This is a genomic window from Paraburkholderia sp. Cpub6 (genome assembly GCF_014201065.1).
GTDB classification, from domain to species: Bacteria; Pseudomonadota; Gammaproteobacteria; order Burkholderiales; family Burkholderiaceae; genus Paraburkholderia; species Paraburkholderia tuberum.
This window is the reverse complement of record NZ_JACHDM010000015.1, coordinates 118,632-138,751: the sequence shown is the minus strand read 5'-3', so window position 1 is coordinate 138,751 and position 20,120 is coordinate 118,632. Positions and strand designations below refer to the sequence as shown.

General features: G+C 64.3%; 18 protein-coding genes. 8 read left to right on the top strand and 10 right to left on the bottom strand.

The genetic code is table 11. The annotated features are described in order from the left end of the window. Nucleotides 1-62: 62 nt before the first annotated feature. Together HDG33_RS23655 and HDG33_RS23650 are read left to right on the top strand one after the other, a co-directional pair. Nucleotides 63-1,274, top strand: coding sequence for a porin (locus HDG33_RS23655; RefSeq protein WP_184034186.1), 1,212 nt, complete (start codon nucleotides 63-65; stop codon nucleotides 1,272-1,274). 249 nt (nucleotides 1,275-1,523) lie between these two features. Further along, nucleotides 1,524-2,078, top strand: coding sequence for a putative glycolipid-binding domain-containing protein (locus tag HDG33_RS23650; RefSeq protein WP_184034183.1), 555 nt, complete (start codon nucleotides 1,524-1,526; stop codon nucleotides 2,076-2,078). On the opposite strand, the gene HDG33_RS23645 is transcribed toward HDG33_RS23650, so the two are convergent. The 3 genes from HDG33_RS23645 to HDG33_RS23635 all read right to left on the bottom strand — a co-directional run bounded on the left by HDG33_RS23645 (nucleotide 2,075) and on the right by HDG33_RS23635 (nucleotide 4,653). After that, a complete protein-coding gene (locus tag HDG33_RS23645; RefSeq protein ID WP_184034180.1) occupies nucleotides 2,075-2,662 on the bottom strand; it encodes a GNAT family N-acetyltransferase in 588 nt (195 codons plus the stop codon). The genes HDG33_RS23650 and HDG33_RS23645 overlap by 4 nt on opposite strands. A 76-nt stretch (nucleotides 2,663-2,738) precedes the next feature. After that, a complete protein-coding gene (sapR, locus tag HDG33_RS23640; RefSeq protein WP_184034177.1) occupies nucleotides 2,739-3,647 on the bottom strand; it encodes a sap1 transcriptional regulator SapR in 909 nt (302 codons plus the stop codon). 118 nt (nucleotides 3,648-3,765) lie between these two features. Next, nucleotides 3,766-4,653, bottom strand: a complete 888-nt coding sequence (locus HDG33_RS23635) for a DMT family transporter (protein ID WP_184034174.1) — start codon at nucleotides 4,651-4,653, stop codon at nucleotides 3,766-3,768. A gap of 111 nt (nucleotides 4,654-4,764) precedes the next feature. Here HDG33_RS23635 and HDG33_RS23630 point away from each other — a divergent pair, with 111 nt between their 5' ends. Then, entirely contained in the window at nucleotides 4,765-6,204 is a 1,440-nt protein-coding gene (locus HDG33_RS23630; RefSeq protein WP_184034253.1) for a PLP-dependent aminotransferase family protein, read from the top strand. Nucleotides 6,205-6,249: 45 nt separating this feature from the next. On the opposite strand, the gene HDG33_RS23625 is transcribed toward HDG33_RS23630, so the two are convergent. The 3 genes from HDG33_RS23625 to HDG33_RS23615 all read right to left on the bottom strand — a co-directional run bounded on the left by HDG33_RS23625 (nucleotide 6,250) and on the right by HDG33_RS23615 (nucleotide 10,713). After that, nucleotides 6,250-7,323 carry a TAXI family TRAP transporter solute-binding subunit gene (locus tag HDG33_RS23625; protein WP_184034171.1) on the bottom strand — a complete coding sequence of 358 codons (1,074 nt, stop codon included), beginning with the start codon at nucleotides 7,321-7,323 and terminating at the stop codon, nucleotides 6,250-6,252. Between the two features lie 256 nt (nucleotides 7,324-7,579). Beyond that, the gene (locus HDG33_RS23620) at nucleotides 7,580-8,770 is read right to left on the bottom strand and encodes a hypothetical protein (protein WP_184034169.1); all 1,191 of its coding nucleotides are present in this window, start codon (nucleotides 8,768-8,770) and stop codon (nucleotides 7,580-7,582) included. A gap of 431 nt (nucleotides 8,771-9,201) precedes the next feature. Then, nucleotides 9,202-10,713 carry an MDR family MFS transporter gene (locus HDG33_RS23615; RefSeq protein ID WP_184034166.1) on the bottom strand — a complete coding sequence of 504 codons (1,512 nt, stop codon included), beginning with the start codon at nucleotides 10,711-10,713 and terminating at the stop codon, nucleotides 9,202-9,204. Between the two features lie 75 nt (nucleotides 10,714-10,788). On the opposite strand from HDG33_RS23615, the gene HDG33_RS23610 reads away from it, so the two are divergent. Next, nucleotides 10,789-11,601, top strand: a complete 813-nt coding sequence (locus HDG33_RS23610; protein ID WP_184034162.1) for a TetR/AcrR family transcriptional regulator — start codon at nucleotides 10,789-10,791, stop codon at nucleotides 11,599-11,601. 48 nt (nucleotides 11,602-11,649) lie between these two features. Here HDG33_RS23610 and HDG33_RS23605 read toward each other — a convergent pair whose 3' ends face one another. Beyond that, nucleotides 11,650-12,381 (bottom strand): ribonuclease activity regulator RraA, encoded by a 732-nt coding sequence (locus tag HDG33_RS23605; RefSeq protein ID WP_184034160.1) that lies wholly within the window; start codon nucleotides 12,379-12,381, stop codon nucleotides 11,650-11,652. A gap of 517 nt (nucleotides 12,382-12,898) precedes the next feature. Between HDG33_RS23605 and HDG33_RS23600 the strand changes: the two genes are divergently transcribed. After that, nucleotides 12,899-13,423 carry a response regulator gene (locus HDG33_RS23600; protein ID WP_184034157.1) on the top strand — a complete coding sequence of 175 codons (525 nt, stop codon included), beginning with the start codon at nucleotides 12,899-12,901 and terminating at the stop codon, nucleotides 13,421-13,423. A 148-nt stretch (nucleotides 13,424-13,571) separates the two neighbouring features. On the opposite strand, the gene HDG33_RS23595 is transcribed toward HDG33_RS23600, so the two are convergent. Continuing rightward, nucleotides 13,572-14,171: a Fur family transcriptional regulator gene (locus HDG33_RS23595; protein WP_184034154.1), complete on the bottom strand. Its 600-nt coding sequence runs from the start codon at nucleotides 14,169-14,171 to the stop codon at nucleotides 13,572-13,574. A 261-nt stretch (nucleotides 14,172-14,432) separates the two neighbouring features. Between HDG33_RS23595 and HDG33_RS23590 the strand changes: the two genes are divergently transcribed. Together HDG33_RS23590 and HDG33_RS23585 are read left to right on the top strand one after the other, a co-directional pair. After that, the gene (locus HDG33_RS23590; RefSeq protein ID WP_260330573.1) at nucleotides 14,433-15,674 is read left to right on the top strand and encodes a TrkH family potassium uptake protein; all 1,242 of its coding nucleotides are present in this window, start codon (nucleotides 14,433-14,435) and stop codon (nucleotides 15,672-15,674) included. Next, a complete protein-coding gene (locus tag HDG33_RS23585) occupies nucleotides 15,667-16,359 on the top strand; it encodes a TrkA family potassium uptake protein (protein WP_090806052.1) in 693 nt (230 codons plus the stop codon). Before HDG33_RS23590 ends, HDG33_RS23585 begins: the two co-directional genes overlap by 8 nt. 26 nt (nucleotides 16,360-16,385) lie before the next feature. Here the strand turns inward: HDG33_RS23585 and HDG33_RS23580 are convergent, their stop codons facing one another. Beyond that, the gene (locus tag HDG33_RS23580) at nucleotides 16,386-17,012 is read right to left on the bottom strand and encodes a glutathione S-transferase family protein (protein WP_184034148.1); all 627 of its coding nucleotides are present in this window, start codon (nucleotides 17,010-17,012) and stop codon (nucleotides 16,386-16,388) included. Nucleotides 17,013-17,194: 182 nt separating this feature from the next. On the opposite strand from HDG33_RS23580, the gene HDG33_RS23575 reads away from it, so the two are divergent. Further along, the gene (locus HDG33_RS23575; RefSeq protein ID WP_184034145.1) at nucleotides 17,195-18,862 is read left to right on the top strand and encodes an ATP-binding domain-containing protein; all 1,668 of its coding nucleotides are present in this window, start codon (nucleotides 17,195-17,197) and stop codon (nucleotides 18,860-18,862) included. 40 nt (nucleotides 18,863-18,902) lie between these two features. Here the strand turns inward: HDG33_RS23575 and HDG33_RS23570 are convergent, their stop codons facing one another. Beyond that, on the bottom strand, nucleotides 18,903-19,850 hold the full coding sequence (locus tag HDG33_RS23570) for a phosphoribosyltransferase (protein ID WP_184034142.1): 948 nt from the start codon (nucleotides 19,848-19,850) through the stop codon (nucleotides 18,903-18,905). Between the last annotated feature and the right edge of the window lie 270 nt (nucleotides 19,851-20,120).

Here is a 20,120-nt window from a genome sequence, read left to right as displayed (position 1 = left end):
TTACCCACACTCAGCGGCGCTCGCATAGGCTGCGTCAGAAAGTTATTAACAAAGGAGTAGAAATGAAAAAGACTCTCTTAGCTTCGGCCTTGGGGTTGGTCGCCCTGGGCGCACATGCGCAAAGCAGCGTGACGCTTTACGGTATCGTCGATACGGGCCTGGGTTGGCAGAACAGCTCGGCGTCGCTGACCACGGCGGCGAAACCGCAGACCGTCCCTGGCAGCTCGCAGGTCAAGATGATCAACGGCATCTGGGCAGGCAGCCGTTTCGGTTTGAAGGGCTCGGAAGATCTGGGTGGCGGCACTAAGACGATTTTCCAGTTGGAAGAAGGCTTTAACAGCGCAACTGGCGCGCAAAGTGTGTCGGGTCTGGCATTCAACCGCCAGGCATGGATCGGTCTGACGAACGCTCAGTTCGGTACGGTGACGGCAGGCCGCGGGTACACCTCGTACTACACGATGCTCTCGCCGTATAGCCCGACCACGTGGCTGACCGGTGCATACGGTGCGCATCCGGGTGATATCGACTCGCTGGATACGACGTTCCGGGTGAACAACCAACTGGTTTATACGTCGCCGAGCTTTGCCGGTCTGACGGTTAGCGGTTCGTACGCACTGGGCGGCAACGCGGGCAGCTTCGCAGCCGGCCAAACCTGGAGCGTTGCGGCACAGTACCTGAACGGCCCGATCGGTCTCGCGGCAGGTATCCAGCGCATTGACAACGCGGCGACCGTTGGCACCCCCGCGTGGAATTCCACGGCGTCGAACAACGGCGCTCAGCCGTCCGTCTCGGCAATCAACAACGGCTTCCAGACCGCAGCGAAGCAGCAGCGCATTGCGGTGACGGGTGGTTACGCGTTCAACTCGCAGTGGGACGTTTCGTTCGCATACTCGAACGTTCAATACGCTGCGGGCCAGGCTTCGCTGTTCCACGACACGCAGATCTGGAATACCGGTGGCGCAGTGCTGCACTGGAAGCCGATCTCGGTGCTGGACCTGGCCGCTGGCTATAGCTACACCCGTGCAACGTCGTCGAACGGCATTCAGAGCACGGCTAGCTACAGCCAGTTCAACCTGTCGCAGTACTACTCGCTGTCCAAGCGCACCGGCCTGTACGCACTCGAAGCGTATCAGCGCGCTAGCGGCCAGACGCTGTCGGGCAACGGCAAGTCCATCATCAACGCAGTGGCAAGCATCGGTGACGGCCAGAACGGTTCGCCGTCCTCGTCGCGCAGCCAGACCGCGGTTGGCGTGGGTATCATCCACAAGTTCTAAACAGTTACTGAATACGTGGCGGCGCGTTGTTTTGCCGCCACATCGACGCGTTTTTTTCGCGTCGTCAGTCTCGCAAAGCTGCGCACATTACGTGCGCAGCTTTTTTTTTGGATGCTTCATTTTGATGCATCGCAGGCGCTGGTCTCGCCAGCGGTGCCAGATCTGGGTTGGGATTGCCTCGCGCGCGGGCTTTCGCGTTACGATGAGAGCCCGGCGCGCTTTCCTGCGCCGTTTCGCGAGGAGACGCCGATGCGTGAATTACGATGGGCTTCGGAAGAGGGCGACGGCATCGAACATCTGGTATTCGATGCGCGCGACGATGGCTTCGTCGTTGAAAGCGTCGTGGTCGGGCAGCGCTACGGCAAGGCGTACGGGCTGCATTACGCGGTGCGCTGCGACGCGCGCTGGCGCACGCGCTACGCGCGGCTGAAGATCGTCGGCGGTGGCGAGCTGGAGCTGCATGGCGATGGCGACGGCCACTGGCACGACGGGCACGGCCTCGCGCTCAGCGCGATCGAAGGCTGTATCGACATCGATATCGCGGCGACGCCGTACACCAATACGTTGCCGATCCGTCGGCTGCAACTGGCGCAAGGCGAACGTCAGCCGATCGAAGTCGCGTATATCTCGACGCCGGACTTGCAGGTCACGCGCGCCGAGCAGGCCTACACGTGCATCGAGTTGAATGGCGAGTACCGCTACGAAGGCATTTTTCGCGAATTCACCGCCAATTTGCGCGTGGATAGCGATGGTCTCGTGATCGACTATCCGACCTTGTTCACGCGTTTGCCGCGCGCGCGTTAGGTTGTGCGTTCGGCGTCGCCCGCTGCGTTTGAGTCGTCGTCGGGCCCAGTCGATGCGCCGCGGCCGAGCGGGCGTTGCATCAGCGTCGTGTCGAGCCAGCGGCCGTGCTTGTAGCCGACAGCCTTCAACGTGCCGGTCAGCTCGAAGCCGAGTTGCGCGTGCAACGACAGTGAGCCGCCGCTGCCGCCATCGGCGATCACCGCGATCATCTGACGCCACGGTCCGGTCTCGCAACGTTCGATCAGCGCCTGCAGCAGCACGCGTCCGATGCCGCGGCCGCGATACGCGTCGTTGACGTAGATCGAGTCTTCGATCGTATTGCGATAGGCGGCGCGCGGGCGATACGGCGTCGCATAGCAATAGCCGGCCACGTCGCCGTCGATCTCCGCGACCATATATGGCAGTCCGTGGCTGCGCACGCTTGCGAGCCGCGCGCGCAGATCGTCGACGGACGGCGGGGTTTCTTCGAACGACGCGACACCGGTCAGCACGTGATGCGCGTAGATCGCCTGGATCGCGGAGAGGTCGGCTTCGCTGGCGTCGCGGATTAGCGGGGCGTCGAGCGGAGGGCGGGGTGAACTCATGCGGGGTCCTGTCGAGGCGAGCGCAGTTTAGCGGAAGTCTTCACTATGCCTGTCGCCGGGGCGGATTTGAAGCGGGTCAAAGATCGAATTGATCGAACTCGCTCTGCAGCTCGCGATTACGCGCCACGCGTTCGTCGATAGCCGGTCCACGCCGTTCGACGACCGCCGAGATCAGCAGATTGAACAGGCACGTCAGCGGCGCGAGCGAATCCCAGAACTGACCGACGTCGGTCGTCACCTGCAGCAGATCGCCGTCGAAATCGCGCGCCCACGGACAGTAAATATCGGTGACGAGCGCGAACGGCAGGCCGCGGCGCGAGGCCGCCTGGCAATAGCGTCGCGCGATCGTCGAATAGGCGCGCGTGTCGGTGACGATCAGATAGGGCGTGCTGAATTCCGAGTTCAGCGAATCGACGTAGGAACCCGACATGCCGTCCGAATAGAACACGCGCGGGCGGATGTATTCGAGATAGCTGTAGAACGCGTTGCTGATGCCGCGCGTCGATTGGATGCCGAGGATGTAGACCGCATCGGCGTTCGCAATGCGCTCGGCGACGCGCGCGAAGGCCGGCGAGCGCGCGAGTTCATACACGTGCCGGATCGCGCCGATCTCGAGTTCGAGCGATTGGGCGAGCGCGGCGTCGCGCGGCGAGGAGCCGGCAGCGACGCTCGGTTCATGAAGCTCACCGGTTTGCGCGCAGTCGCTCGGGCCACGGCGGAACGCGTCGAGCCGGTCCGTGATCAGCCAGGGCCGCTGCTGCGTGCCGCGCAGCTCGCGTTTCAGATCGTCGAGATTGCGATATCCGACGCTGCGCAGAAAGCGGCCGACCGAAATACCGCTGGTGCCGGCTTGCTGCGCGATCTGATCGGCGGTCTCGAGGCCGAGCCGGTCGAGATTCGCGAGCATGTAGCTGGCGACGCGTTTCGACGTCGGCGTGAGTTCGGCAAAACGGGCTTCGACGGTTTGGGCAAAAGCGGTCGTCATCGTCAGTCGCGGCGCGGGGCGCTGGTTGTGCCAATCTGCGAAATGATGACATATCGATCCACGGCTCGCGCAATTCGATCCTGAAAAAGTCTATTCGCCGTGCGACGGTCGAGCCGCGTCAGACCGGCCGCCGCACCGGCGCGGCGCGCGAAAAATGCCGTGCGCCAGCCACGCAGGCGACCACGATCACGGTGACGATGATCATCGATGGCGGTACCTGCTCGTGCAGCAGCACGCCCGCGAGCAGCAGCCCGAAAAACGGCTGCAGCAGCTGCAGTTGGCCGACCGCCGCGATGCCGCCGAGCGCGAGCCCGCGATACCAGAACACGAAGCCGATCAGCATGCTGAACAGCGACACGTACGCGAGTCCCCACAGCGCGGCGGCGCCGACACCGTCGAACGACAGGGGCCGCGTCCACCATGCGAGCGGCAGCATCAACGGCAGCGACAGCACGAGCGCCCACGAAATCACCTGCCAGCCGCCGAGATGACGCGACAACCGCGCGCCTTCCGCGTAGCCCAGCCCGCACACGACGATCGCCGCGAGCATCAGCGCGTCGCCGAGCGGCGAGGCGTCGATGCCGTGACGCAGCGCGAACGCGGCCACCGCCGCGCTGCCGAGCGCCGAGAACAGCCAGAACGCCGGCTGCGGCCGCTCGCCGCCGCGCAACACGCCGAAGATCGCGGTGGCGAGCGGCAGCAGGCCGATGAACACGACCGCATGCGCGGCGCTCACATGACGCAGCGCGAGCGCGGTCAGCAAAGGAAAGCCGACCACGACGCCGAGCGCGACCACGACGAGCGGCAGCAGATCGCGCCGCTCCGGGCGGGTCTCGCGGAACACCAGCAACAGCAGCAGACCAAGGATGCCCGCGATCGTCGCGCGCGCCACGGTCAGAAACACCGGATCGAGGCCCTGCACGGCAAGCCGCGTGGCCGGCAGCGAGCCGCTGAAAATCAGCACGCCCGCGAAACCGCTGAGCCAGCCGTTGGTGGTTTTGTCCATGGCAAACATCCCTGCGCTGAAAGAGTCTCATGATGCGCGCCGCGGCCGTAAACGTTAAGCTACAGATCAGTACAGCTCGTACAAACTGTACCGAACATGGGAGCAGTACAGATGGCGGGAAGCGAGAACAACGAGACGGCGCCGGGCACGCGTGTCGGCCTCGTGATGAACAATCTGCGGGAGCGTATCGCGAGCCGCTCGCTGATGCCGGGCGCCCGCGTGCCGTCGATCCGCGCGATGACCGACACGCTCGGCGTGTCCAAGTCGACCGTGGTGGAAGGCTACGACCGTCTCGTTGCGGAAGGGGTGATCATCGCGCGGCGCGGCTCGGGCTTCTTCGTGTCGGGCCATGCGCCGCCGCTCGCGCTCGCCGATCTCGGGCCGCGGCTCGATCGCGAGGTCGATCCGCTGTGGCTCACGCGGCAGTCGCTGGAGACCGGGTCGAAAGCGCTGAAGCCCGGCTGCGGCTGGATGCCGGCTTCGTGGTTGCCGGAAGATGGCGTGCGGCGCGCGCTGCGCGCGGTTGCCCGTGATCCGCAATCGCTGCTCGCGGATTACGCGAGCCCGGCGGGCTTGCCCGCGCTGCGTCAGCAGCTTGCGTGGCGGCTTTCCGCGCACGGGGTCGATGCGCCGCCCGAGCAGATCCTGCTGACCGACGGCGGCACCCATGCGCTCGATCTCGTGTGCCGCTTCCTGCTCGAACCCGGCGACACGGTGCTGATCGACGATCCTTGCTATTTCAATTTTCAGGCGTTGTTGCGCGCGCATCGCGTGCGGATCGCGAGCGTGCCGTACACGCCGCAGGGACCGGATCTCGCGGCGTTCGAGCGCGTTCTGGTCGAGCAGCGTCCGCGGCTCTACGTGACGAACTCGGCGATCCACAATCCGACCGGCGCGACGCTCGCGCCGGCCGTTGCGCACCGGCTGCTGAAGCTCGCCGGCGAGCACGATCTGCTGATCGTCGAGGACGACATCTTCGCGGACTTCGAAGACGAAGCCGCGCCGCGCCTTGCCGCATTCGACGGCCTCGCGCGCGTCGTGTCGATCGGCAGCTTTTCGAAGACGCTGTCGGCGGCGGTGCGCTGCGGCTATATTGCGGCACGCGCCGAATGGATCGAGCCGTTGATCGATCTGAAGCTCGCGACATCGTTCGGCAACGGTCAGCTCGCGGCGAGCGTCGTGCATCGGATGCTCGTCGACGGTACCTATCGGCGTCATCTCGAGGCGATGCGCGCGAAGCTGGCCGATGCGATGGGAGAGACCATCAGGCGTCTCGGCTATGCGGGCCTCGATATCTGGACACGGCCGCGCGCGGGCCTGTTCGTATGGGCGCGCTTGCCCGGGGCGCTCGATGCCGCCGACATCGCCCGTCATGCGCTGACGGCGGGCGTCGTGTTCGCGCCGGGCAACGTGTTCAGCGCGTCGCAAGCGGCGGCGGGCTTTCTGCGTTTCAACGTGTCGCAATGCAATCGCCCGAAGGTGTACGAGGCATTGCAACGGGCGATGGAAGCGTGCACGGTGTCGGCCGGCGCGGGGCGCGAGCGGGTCTGAGACGAACTCAGGCGAAGCAGGCGTTCGCGGTCCCCCGCTACAGCGTTATTTGCACAGCAGAAGCATCCGTTCTTCTTCCGAGCAAGGCGTGTGCGGTTTCGGCGCGGGTTGCGCGGCCGCCGCGCTCATCGCCGCGCTGCGGTTCGCGAGACACGCGCGCAGATGCTTCTCGACCGGACCGTAGTACTTCCACCCACGAACGAGCGTCGGCAATTCGAGCTTCACCTGTTTCCATTTCGGATGGCCATGCTCCTGCAGATTGTCGAAGTTCGCGCACAACGAGTCGGCGAAATGATTCAGATTGCTGACTGTGTCGCGCAAGCCGTAATCGTAGGTGACCAGAAACGCTTTGACGGTCAGACCCGGCACGTCTTCCTTCAACCAGCCTGGGTAGCTGCTTTGGTGGATCGTAGTCGGAAAGTAGGTCTGCTTCGCGCGGTTCGTCTCCGGCGCGTTGGGATCGACGGGCAACAGACGCAACTGTGACAGCAGGTCGGGTTTCATGTCGTTGAACAGCTTTGCCGGCTGCCCGACCACGATGATCGCGACGTCGATCTTCTTCACGATCAGCGCGGCGAGCGCGTCCTCGTTGCTCAGATGCACGACGTTCTGCTCCGGAATCGGCTGGCCGAACATCAGGCGGTAGAGCGTCGTCGCCGACTGCGCGGTGCCGCTGCCTAGCAGGCCGACGCTGATGGTCTTGTCCTTGATGTCGGCGAGCGTTTTCAGCGGCGAATCCGCCCGTACGACGACGTTAATTTCCTCGTCGTAGAGCGGCATGATCAGTCGCAGCGGCCGGATCGTCGTGCCCGCATTGGGGTTGCCCGAGTTGGCCATGTCGATGAACGCCTGGTACACGTCGGACTGCACGAGCGCGAGCTTCACGCCGGGCTCGAAACGCATGCGCTGCACGTTTTCGGCCGAGCCTTTCGACGCCACCACTTCGAGGTCGATGCCAACCGGCTGGGCCACCCATTTCGACAGGTCATTGCCGATCTGGATATATGTGCCGCGCTCCGGCCCGGTGACGATCTTGTAGTGCGCCGGTTCCGCGCCGGCCAGCGAACATACGACCAGTACCACCAGGCCCAGCCAGCCCGCGAGAAGTCTCTTCAGCATGATCTTTCTACCTATCGGTCAGGTTGATCCCGCTTCACGCGTGGCGCGTGGAAGCACCAGTGATCCGGTTGCCCTGTCATGTTCAAACTGCTGCCAGGGTCGCTCCGTCTGTTTCCGCTCAGAGGACGCACGATAATGTGCGAATCGGCACAGACGGCGGCCATTTGATCTGGTATGCGAAGCAATGTTTTTGCGCGACGGCGCAGCAGTTTGCGTCTCCGGGACCCGGTTCGGACCGTCGCGTCGCGCGTGAGCGCTAGTTGCTCCGCGGCGTCGCGGTTCTCACGACGCCGACTTTCGTTGCAGTCACGACCAGTTCGCCGTGCGCTTGCATGCCGACGGGCAGCGGTGCCTGCGCTTGCGCTTGCGCGAGCGGCGCGCCCGGCGCGGCATCCGTCGTCGCCGCATGCGGCGGAGTCAGCGGCGCCCAGCCGGTCTCGCGAATGACGCGCTCGAGGATCACTTTCGCCGCGTCGTTGCCGCTGTCGATCGCGAGCGCCTCGTTCGCGTGCTGGCGCGCGCACGGCCACGACTGCTGCGCGACGCAAGCCTGCGCGGCCTGTAGTGCAGTATCGCGACGCTGGACGAGCGGCCGCATCTGATCGGCCAGACCCTGCGCGTCGCTGTTTCCGGGTTGTAACGTTTGCGCGGCGGCGAGAGCGGCTTGCGCGGCGGACAGATCGTTCGCGCGGAACGCTGTCCTCGCGACCTGCAATGCTTGTCCGGCGTCGTGGAATTGCGGCGCGGGCCGCATGGGCGTCGCGGCCATCGGCGGCGCGGCAGGCGGAGCGGCTGGTGTCGCTGGAATGACAGGAGCCGCGGGCACGACGGGCGCGGGCTTCGCCGCCAGTGCGGTCACGGGCGGTGGCGCAGGCTTGGCCGCGGCCGGCGCGTGCATGGTCTGTGCTTGAGCAATCACCGGGGCGGACACAAGCGGCGCGATCATGCCGGTCGTTGTTCTGGCGTCCGGCGTAATCTGCTCCACGCCTGTATCTTCCGATTCGCCGCCGTCGCTGAATAGCGTATAAGCGACATACGCCAGGCCGATTGCGACTACCGCGCCGATCACGTACAGCACGCGCCAGATCGTCTGCGCAGTGTTGGGCGGCGCATACATCGGATCTTCGTAAGGTGGGATAGTGGTGTCGGTCGACACGAGCGCCGTGTGCATGACCGGCTCGGTCTGCAACAGGGGTTCGGACGCCATCGCGGCAGCGGCGATGGCGGGCTCGTCCCGTGTGCCGAGCTCGTCGTCGAAACGGGGCAGGGGCTTGTGCGTGGCGCTCGCACGGCTGCCTGGAATACCGGTGCGGATGTGCGGATCGTCCTGGTCGAACGGATGCGCAGCGCCACAGTAGGGGCAGGCGTCGACTTGTCGGTACAGTGCGCCACCGCAGCGTTTGCAGGGCGTGGGGAAACTTTGGCCGGTTGCTGTCTGGGTGGACATGCCGTGGACCCACCTTTGGAAAACGATGCCGTAAAGGCATGCTTCGGATCGTGTTGAGGCAGGAGCCTTGTCCGCGGAATCACGATCGACATGCGCCGGAAGTCGTGGAGACGTAGGCAGCGGCTGCGTTTCCACGGGTTCCAATATGTGGCGTTTCACGGGGGACGTCAACGCGGTTGGCCCCTGGATTGTGTGCGCTACCGCTCATTGGGAGGTATGAAGAAACCCTGGCCATACATTCGAAACGAGTGTATGTGTCTGTTGTTTCACAACAAATGGAAGGTAACCGGAAGCATCGCGCTGCATGAAGCGAGCGCGCCAAAAAAACAACGAGGCCGACGCGTCGTGCGTGCGGCCTCGTGATCGACCTTCTATCTGGCGCTTGCCGGTACGCGTTTGCATCTGCTTCCCGATCAGGCGTCGAAGTACGCTCAGTGCTTGCGCAACGGATGATCCTTCAGCAGCCATGCGAGCACGAAGGCGAGCACCACGACGCATGCGGCCGACAGATACACGGTGTGCAACGCACCCGCGAACGCATGCAGATAGTCGTTGCGCAATGCTTCGGGTAGCTGATGAATCGCTGCGGGACCCAATGCCTGCGGAAGTTCGGTGTCGGGCGGGATCAGCTTTTCGAGGCGCCCGGCGAGGCCGTTCGAGAACACCGCGCCGAAACCGGCCACGCCGATCGAGCCGCCGATCGAGCGAAACAGCGTGACGCCCGACGTCGCCACACCCATATGCTTGAACTCTACGGTGTTCTGGACCGCGAGGACCAGCACCTGCATCACCATGCCGAGGCCGCAGCCGAGCAGGCCCATGTACAGATACATCACATGAATCGGCGTATCGATCTGCAGGCGCGCGAGCAGCAGCATCGCCACGGAGACGAGGAACGTGCCCATGATCGGGAACAACCGGTACTTGCCGATCTTGCTGATCACGCGGCCCGTCACCATCGACAGGATGAACAGGCCGCCCATCATCGGCAGCATCTGCATGCCGGCTTGCGTCGGCGTGGAGCCCTTCACGACCTGCAGATAGAGCGGAATGAACGTCACGGAGCCGAACAGCGATACGCCGATGATGAAGCTCACGAGGCTGCTGATCAGAAACGTGCGCTGTTTGAACAGTCCGAGCGGCATGATCGGTTCGACCGCGCTGCGTTCTTCGTGAATGAATCCCCAGATCGCTGCGAGGCCCATGCCGAGCGTGAACCACAGTTGCGGTGACGACCACGGCAGGATCGTGCCGCCCTGACTCGTGAACAGGATGATGCAGGTCAGCGCGCCGGCGAGAAACGCGGCGCCCATGTAATCGATCGTGTGCTTCACGTGGCGCGCGTGCGGCTTGAACACCGCGCCGATCACGATGAGCGACAGGATGCCGAGCGGCAGGTTGATGTAGAAGATCCAGCGCCACGTCAGATGCTCGACCAGAAAGCCGCCGAGCAGCGGACCGATGACGGTGGCGAGACCGAAGATGCCGCCGAATACGCCCTGGTAGCGGCCACGCTCAGCGGGCGGAATCACGTCGGCGATCGCCGCCATCGTCACGACGAGCAGGCCGCCGCCGCCGAGCCCTTGCAGCGCGCGCAGCACGATCAACTGACTCATGTTCTGCGCGATGCCACACAGCGCCGAGCCGACGAGAAAGATGACGATCGCCGTCTGTAGCACGATCTTGCGGCCGAACAGATCGCCGAACTTGCCGTACAGCGGCACGACGATGGTCGAACTGAGCAGGTAGGCGGTCACGACCCACGACAGGTTATTGAGCCCGCCCAGTTCGCCGACGATGGTCGGGAGTGCGGTCGAGACAATCGTCTGGTCCAGGGCGGCGAGCAGCATGACCAGTAGCAGCGCCGGAAACAGCAGCCGGATCGGCGGATGGTCGGCCGCGGGCGCGGGGTTGACTGACAGGGTCGTAGCGGGTTGTTCCATGGCGGCAATGCGTTGAAATTAATTAACTGAGAGATTAATATATGTGACATCGCCTCTCACGTCAAATTCAATGCAATGACAAGGATCTCGCCTGACGACGCCGCGGCGCACAATGCCGTGGCAGATACGGGGCCGCCCGCGCGAATTGCCGCGAAAGAGCGCGACGCGTCGAAGCCCAAACTCACGGCAGCGCCAACGGATATTCATGCCGCAAATATCGGCAGCAGTGCACCGGCTGGATCGGCCGCCCGCCGCCCCGGCCGGCCGTCGGGCGCCGCGCGCGGTCCCGCGCAGCGTGCGCGCTTGCTCGACGCCGCGCTGACGCTGTTCGCGAGGCAGGGCATCGTCGAGACATCGCTGGGTGAGATCGCCCGCGAGGCCGGCTTCACGCCCGCGATGGTGCACTACTACTTCAAGACGCGCGATCAACTGCTCGACGTGCTGATCGACGAGTGTTTCGCACCGTTGCGCGCGAGCCTCGGGCTGCCGTTTCAGGAGAATCCCGACGATCCGGTCGCGGCAATCACGCAACTCACGGAGCGGCTCGTGCAGATCGCGAGCGACAACCCGTGGTTCGCGTCGCTGTGGGTGCGCGAAGTGATCAGCGACGGCGGGCTGCTGCGCCAGCGCATGCATGAGCGCTTTGGTTTCGCGCATCAGAAGGCGTCGCTGCTGGCGATCGCGCGCTGGCAGAAGGAGGGGCGCCTGAATGCATCGCTCGAACCCGCGCTCGTGTTCGTCACGCTGCTCGGCATGACGATTCTGCCGCTTGCCACCTCGAAGCTGTGGCGCAACGATCCGTTGCGCCGCAGTATCGGCGGCGCGGAGATTGCGCGGCACGCGGTGGCGTTGCTGCTGCAGGGCATCGGGCCCGGCAAGGGCGATTGAACTGGCGCCCGGTGTGGCGCACCGGTCGCCGCGTCCTTTGAAAGGGCCCTAGATTTTGCGATTGTTCTTCCACTCGTCGAACGCCGCCTTCGTCTCGTCGTTCGGCGGATAGGTGCCGGGCAGCGCGGCGCCGGCACGAATCCTTTCGGTGAGAAACGCCTCGAGCTGTTCCTGTCCGGCGGCGGCTTGCGCGACGTCGCCGGCCATCTTCAGCGGAATTACCACGACTCCATCCACATCGCCGACGATCACGTCGCCCGGAAACACCGCGACTCCACCACAGCCGATCGGCACGTCGATATCGACCGCGTGATGGCGGATCAGATTGGGCGGCGCGCTCGCGCCGGCGCAAAACACCGGCATGTCGAGCGCGGCGATCGTCGCGCTGTCGCGCACCGGGCCGTCGGACACCATGCCGGCAACACCGCGCACTTGCAAACGAAGCGACAGAATCGAACCGAACGACGCGCTGCCGCGCTCGCCGCGGCAATCCTGCACGAGCACGTGGCCCGGCGCAATGGTCTCGACGCATTTGCGTTGCGCGTACTCAGGGTCCGCGAATAGCTCCAGTACGTCGATGTCTTCGCGCGATGGGATGTTGCGCAGCGTGAACGCCGGCCCGACCAGATTCGCGCCGCGCCGCGGACCGAGCGGCGCGACGCCCTGCATGAAGGTGTTGCGCAGACCGCGCTTGAATAGCTGCGTGGTCAACGTGGCGGTGCTGACGTGACGAAGGATGTCGAGCGTCGCGGCGGAAAGCGCGGGCGATGTGGCGGACATGGTGTCGGTTGACCTCGGGTTGAGATGAGGGGGCATCGGTAGGCGCGCGTGCGCGCCCACGATGATAGCGCCGCGACACCACCGGTTAGCAGGCCAGCGCCATTCATCGCCGCGATATCGGCAACCGCGACCGAGCCCTTCTTTACGAGACGCGAACCGCTGCAACGAGGCACGCGACGTGCTTGCAGTGTCGTCGGATGCGAGCGACGCAAAACGAACGGCAGCGCCGCGTTGTGCGAACAATACGAAGGACAGAATCGATACCGGGCGGGGGAAGGCCGTACGAACGGGGTTCGTACGAACCGCGCCGGAACATCGGGTGCCGGCGATCGGCGAGCCGCGGAAAAACTGCGGACACTGAGCAGCTAAATCGCGGTGCGCGTCGAGCGCCGTTTTTTCATCGACGTGCAATTTTGGCGCGTTACCGTGCGCAAGCGTTGTACTCGGGAAGATGTTGCGCAATGTTTTACAAGCGCGGACCTGTCTGCAACTCGGTGTGCGAAATCGGGTCGGAATTATGGACAGCAACACCCTGGCCGCGCGAATCCGCGGCAATCAGCAAAGTGAAATACAAAGTGAAACCTCCGCCCCCTCGGACAGCCTAACCGGTTTTTCAGAGCAACAACATACGATGAACGCAGCAATGAGGCTCGATCAGGCCACGATCGTGCTGGTGGAGGACGACCCGGACAGCCGGGAATCGTTGACCTTGTTACTCGAGGCGGAAGGCGCGAAGGTTTGCGCGGTCGCCGATGCGGAAGAGGGCGTCGTGGCGGCGATGCGGTTGCTTCCCGACGCGGTCGTCTGCGACCTCGACTTGCCGGCCATGGATGGCTTCTATCTGATCCAGCGGCTGCGCGACCACGAGATTTGCGGCGGTCATTCCCCCTCGGTGGCGGTGGCCCTCACCGGCCATACCGACGACGCATACCGCCTGCGCAGCATCGGCGAAGGCTTCCAGCATTTCATGACCAAACCTGCGTTACCCGAAGCGCTCGTGACGCTGCTGCACGACGCGATCGACGCCCGCGCGGCGGGTTGATCGACGCTTCGCAGCGGCTCTCGTGGGAGCGGGTTTTAGACAGAGCAGGCCGGCGCGCGGCGGGGAGATGTCGTTTCTCGAAGCAGCGCACGGCCATCGACGCTTTGCAGCGCGTCACACAGCGTTGCGCACCCAATGTGGCGCGCCGCTATTTCGCCGCGGCCACCGGCGCGGCCGCGCTGGCCGCTTTGGCCGCCTGACAGGCGGCACACAATCCCTTCAATTCGATTTCGTCGCTCGCGAGCCGATAGCCCGCGTCCTCGATCTGCGCGACGAGGGCCTGACGCAGCTTCGGTTGATGCAATTCGGTGACGCTGCCACATTGCTGGCATACGACGAGAATGCCGTGCTGGCATTGCGTCAGATCATGGCAGACAGTGAACGCATTGATCGATTCGATCCGATGCACGAGCCCCGCCGACAGTAAAAAATCCAACGCGCGATAGACGGTCGGCGGCGCCGAGCCGGCGTGGATCTGGCGCATTTCGTCGAGCAGCGAATAGGCCTTGGTCGCGCGTCCCGAGTTCAGCAGCAGTTCGAGCACCTTGCGCCGGATCGGCGTGAGTTTTTCGCCGCGTTCGCGGCAATATTCCTCGGCGAGTGCGAGAGCCGCTTCCTGCGACGGGCCATGTGCGTGCGACGGCTCGTGCACGTCGTGATGCGCTCGATGATCGTGTGCATCGGCGGCGGGGGCGGCAGGTGTGGGAGCGACCGGACGGCCGGTCGCGGCGGGCTTGGCGGTTTTCATGCGTCGATTATAGAGGCAGGCGGGATGCAAGCGCCGCGCCGGTCGAAGCGTCGAGAGAATCGGCATTGCCCAGATTTGGCTTACAACTGACAACAAACGAAAAATAGGGTCTTTACTGGCAAAAAATGCCTATTCTTTGTCAGTCAGTCTCTGAATGTGTTTGATGGGATCTCGATGAGACAACTGCTTCACCCATCGCGGGCAGTAGCCTTAGCCTTTCTCTTTGCGATTGCCGCAGGGACGCTCCTTTTGAGGTTGCCCTTGTCGCAGGCCAAAGGTGAGGCAGCGCCGTGGCTGAGCGCTTTTTTTACCGCTACCTCCGCGGTCTGCGTGACTGGACTCGTCGTTGTCGATACGGGCACCTACTGGTCAAGCTTTGGACAGTGGGTCATCCTCGGGCTGTTTCAGATTGGCGGTTTCGGCATGATGACCGCAGCCACCTTGCTGGGACTCATGGTCAACCGGTCCTTGCCGCTGCGAGCGAAGCTGATCACCCAGGTCGAGACGCACACGCTCCGTCTCGGGGACATCGGCAGCGTGGCGCGCCTGGTGATCGTCGTGACGCTCGTCACTGAACTGACCACGGCACTCTGGCTGACGGTCAGGCTTCATCTCGGGTACAACTTCCAATGGGGCGAGGCCGCATGGAGTGGATGGTTCCATGCGGTCTCCGCGTTCAACAACGCGGGCTTTTCAATTCACCCGGACAGTCTCATGCGCTATGCCGCCGACGCGTCGATGCTGGTACCGGTGATGGTCGCGATTGTCGTCGGCGGAATCGGGTTTCCGGTTCTGTACGATCTGCGGGAAAAACTTCGGGGTGCCCGTCGGCTTTCATTGCACACCAGGCTCACTTTAGTGGTCACGGGGGTGCTGCTGCTCGGCGGATTTCTTGCGTTGCTGCTGTTCGAATGGAGCAATCCGAAAACCCTGGGTCCGATGCCGTTCGGAGAGAAGCTCCTTTCGGCAGCGTTCGCCTCGGTATCCGCGCGCACGGCGGGTTTCAACTCGCTCGACATCGGCGCAATGCGTCATGACAGCTGGGCCCTGCATTTCTTCCTGATGTTCGTTGGCGGGGGCAGCGCGGGGACGGCAGGGGGTGTCAAGATCGGCACCATCGCCATTCTGGCCTTGCTGGTGATCGCAGAGATCCGCGGGCGTGGCGATATCGAAGCGTTTGGGCGCCGTGTCAGCGTGTCGGCGCAGCGGCAAGCGATTACCGTGGTGGCGCTGGGTGCCGTGATGATCACGGTCGGCACACTGATCATTTTGCACATCACCGATTTCCCTACCGATCAGGTCATCTTCGAAGTTGTTTCGGCGTTCAGTACGGTCGGTCTGTCAACGGGTATCACGGGTGATTTGCCTGCGCCGGCACAGTTCGTGATCATCGCGCTGATGTACGTCGGCCGGGTTGGAACCATTACCTTTGCGACGTCGTTAATGCTGGTTGAGCGGCGTGCGCAATATAGCTACCCCGAGGAGCATCCAATTGTTGGCTGACCTGTTCAAGATTTCGCTCTCTTTTTCGAAAGGCGACAGTGTGGTCGTCATCGGTTTGGGGCGGTTCGGCTGTGCCGTGGCCCAGTCGCTGCTTCGGCTGGGCCATGACGTGATGGGAATCGACCGGGACGAGCAGCAGGTGCAGTTATGGGCGGACCGGTTGACGCATGCCGTCCAGGCCGATTCGACCAACGTGAATACCCTGCGCCAATTAGGCGTTGCCGACTTCCCTCATGCGATCGTGGGCATTGGAAGCGACCTTTCGGCGAGCCTGATGACCTTGATGGCCCTAACGGAACTTCAGATCAAGGACATCTGGCTGAAGGCGGTGACCGCGGAACACGGCCAGATTGCCCAGCGCATCGGCGCGCATCACGTGGTTTATCCGGAAGCGGAAATGGGTGAACGGATCGCTCACCTGATCGCAGGCCGAATCGTGGACTACATTGAATTCGGCGAAGGATTTGCCGTCGCCACGATTCATGCCCCGGCGCCGACACACAACCGTCCGCTCGCAGATTGCGGCGTTCTGGAGGCGTTCGGTGTCATGGTCATGGCCGTCAGGCGCGCTGGCGAAGAGTTCCAGCACGCGGGGCCTGACACGGTTGTTGTGCCGGGGGATCTGCTGATCGTGTCGGGCCCCGCGAGCAAGGTTGAAGAGTTTGCGGGTCGCGCGCATACCTGAACTGTTTCAGCCGACCCGCGCCATGCTCAGGTCAACGGGAAATCCACATACTTCTTGAACCCGGAACGCGTCGTGAGACGCGAATACCAGCGCTCCAGATTCGGCAGCGACGGCCGCTGCAAACGGTCGAGGCCGAACCAGCGCTTCGCGTACGCGCCGATCACGATATCGGCGAGCGTGAACTTGTCGCCTTCGAGAAAGAAGCGGCCCTGCAGATGCGTGTCGAGCAGGCGCCACAGGACGGTGACCGCCTCCACGTCGGCGGCGAGTTTGGCGGCGTCGCGCTCGGCCTCGGGCGTGCGCACGAGGGTCCAGAACACGGGACGTTCCACTGGCTGCAGCGTCGACAGCGACCAGTCCAGCCAGCGGTCGATGCTCGCGCGCAGTTTCGGCTCGCCCGGATACAGCAGGCTCGATTCGCCGTATTGCATCGCCAGATAGCGCAGGATCGAGTTGGATTCCCACAGCACGAAGTCGTCGTCGACCAGCGTCGGAATCTTGCCGGTCGGGTTCATCGCGAGATAGTCGGGTTCGTTGTTGCGGCCGAATTGCAGGCCCGCGTCGATGCGGTCGAACGGCAGCACGAGTTCGTCGCAGCACCACAAAACTTTCTGGACGTTGACCGAATTGGCGCGTCCCCAGATCGTAATCATCCGGTAATTCCTTTTCTCTTACGGTTGGCAAGCCGCGCGGCGTGCGCGGCGTTCAGGCGGTAACGATACACGATGCGCGCGCCTTTGCGCGACGGGCCGCCCGGCCGACATTGCGTTGCGTACAATGACCGCACTCCGGATTGCCCGCTGAAAACACGCATCCCAACTCATTGAGGCATCGCATGGCCCGCATTGTTCCCGACGACTGGAAGAGCCTCGAAGCGACCGGCGCGGCGGCGCGCGAACGTGAAACGCTCGCGCTGCTCGAAAAGGCACTGCCCGCCGACTACACCGTCTACCACGGCGTGCATTGGACGCGCCTGAACCAGAACTTCTCCGTGTTCGGCGAGGCCGATTTCGTGATCGTGAGTCCCGCCGGGCGCCTGCTGATCATCGAGCAGAAGACCGGCTTTCTGCGCGAAACGCCGAAGGGGCTCGTCAAGGTGTATCTGCAAACCGAGCGAAACGTCGCGATCGCGCTCGCGCATACGATCGAGAGTCTGCACCGGCGTTTTACCGCGGCGTTCGGCGCGGGCGCCTATTTCATCGAGGAACTGCTGTACTGTCCCGATCACATCGTCAAGGATGCGGCGATCGCCGGCGTGAATCCCGCGCGCATCGTCGACGCTACGCGGCGCGAGCGTCTCGCGGCGATCGTCCGCGAAGCGCTGCCGGCCGATGAACCGCGGCTTCCCTGCGCGGCGAAAATCCACCACTTTCTCGCCGACGAACTCGCGTTGACGCCCGACACGAGCGCGCTCGTCGGGCAGGCGGGCACGCTCGTCACGCGCCTTTCGGGCGGACTTGCGACATGGGCCCGGCGGCTCGAATTCGCGCCGTTCCGTTTGCGCGTGATCGGCACGGCGGGCTCCGGCAAGACGCAACTCGCGGTGCAGGTGATGAAGGACGCGGTCGCGCGCGGCGAGCGGCCGTTGTACGTGTGCTTCAACCGGCCGCTCGCCGATCACATCGCGCGGGTCGCGCCGCCGGAGGCGAAAGTCGCGAACTATCACCAGCTTTGCGACTGGATCGCGCGCGACGCGGGGCGCGCGCCCGATTTCCGGTCGGCGCAGGTGTTCGATCAACTGGAGGACGTATTCGCCGACACGCCGATCGAACCGCGCTGGCAATTCGACGTACTGATCGTCGACGAAGGGCAGGATTTCCAGCAGCCATGGTTTGCCGCGCTCGAGCGGCTGCTGCGGCCGGGCGCCGCGTGGTGGTGGCTCGAAGACCCACTGCAGAATCTGTACATGCGTGAGCCGGTCTCGTTGCCCGGCTGGACCACGCTGAGAGAAACCACCAATTACCGCAGTCCTCGCGACATCCTCGATTATCTGCGCGACGTGCTGGGCGCGTCGGTGCCGCTGGCCGCGGCACTTACGTCGGGCAGTCCGTTCGACGGCTCCGAGGTTTCGGTGTCGGTCTATGACGAAGCGCAGGGCGCCGAAAGCAGTATCGACGCAACCAAGCGCGCCATCACGCAGGCGCTATCGCTCGGTTTTCGCAAGCAGGACATCGCGGTGCTGTCGTTTCGCGGTCGCGAGGGCTCGGCGATGAGCGCGCTCGATCATCTCGGACCGCATCGGCTGCGAAGTTTCACCGGCAAATACGATCTGTTCGGCAACCCGGAGTATCGTGAAGGCGACGTGCTGTTCGAGTCGATCTACCGCTTCAAGGGGCAGGCGGCGCCGTGCGTGATCTTCACCGAGATCGACTTCGACGCGTTCGACGAACGCAGCGCGCGCAAGCTGTTCGTCGGCGCGACGCGCGCGACGATGAAGCTGATCGTCGTCGCGTCGCAGCGGGCCGCGCGGCATTTGCAGCTGCGCGAGGCGAAGGACAGGTAGCGGCGGGGTTCGGGCGCTGCGCCCACAAGGAACGTTGCGCTCAACTCCACGCCCTTGCGCTCACCAAAATCCCCGTGCGCGTCAGCGCATCCCACCAGATCACGCGCAGCAGCGGCGCTTGCTGCGCGATCAGCAGCGCCTGCACCGGATCGCTTTCGACGAAGTGCGTGACACCCGCGCGCAGCGCCGCACTCGCCTTGTGCGCGGCCGCGCCGGCGAGGCTGTCGTCGTGCAGGCCGGGCGTGCGCATCGCCAACTGCATGTGAGCGAAGCCGTGTCGCGCGAGCCACGCTTCGGTGCGCGCGCGATCCATCTCCGGGCGGCCCGTGATGATCGTGCGCACCTGCTGCAGGTCGATGCCGGGCAGCACCTCGAACGGCAGCAGCGCGTCGCGCTCGGCGAGCGCGGCGGCGAGGTCCTCGTCGTAGCGCGCGAGCGGTACGTCGGGCAGCAGGATGCCGTCGAGGTCGATCGCGTAGGCCGCGTACTCGTGGTCGTTGGCCATCGCGGGCGCGGCGCCGGCTTCGACGCGCGCCCAGTCGTCGCGGTAGCGCTCGGTGTACGCCTGGCGCTCCCATGGAAAGAGGGCGAAGTAGCCGCGCGCATCGATCGCGTAGTCGGGCTGTGCGCGGCTCAGATCATCGACCGCGGCGGTCAGGGTTTTGACTTCGAGCCCGTGCGCCTGCAGAAACGCGATGCAATCGACGAGCGTAAAACCGCGTCCCGCGATGTCCTCGCACAACAGCACTTTCGATCCGGCGGGCGGGATCGGCAGCGTCGAATCCCATGCGACCGCGCGCGTCTGGCGGTCGTAGCGCAGGAACGCGACCGGCGCGCCGACCGCGTGCGACACCATCAGCGCGAGCGGCGCGCCGCCGCGCAGAATCCCGAGCGCCATCGAGAAATGCTCGGCGAGCAACACGGGTTGCAGCGATTCGATCCAGTGATCGAGCTGTTCGTACGTCAGAGGCAGGACCGGCTTGTTCATGACTATCGAGGCGCCGCGTGGCGCGATGGAAGGCAATGGTCCGCGGGGATGCGCGCGCGGCGCGCGCTGACGCACTGGCGCGACATCGCGGGTCCCCGTTTTTGAGTCAGCGCATTTTGGCGATATTATGCATGCGGGTCAAAGGTCGCGTGTCGGGGTGGCACGCGTTTGACGGCACGGTACGGCGCAACACTTCGCGTGGCATGAGATCGGCTGACCGTGGCGCCGCCCGCGGTCCGGCGAATCAACGAAATCGGATAAAAAAAGCAA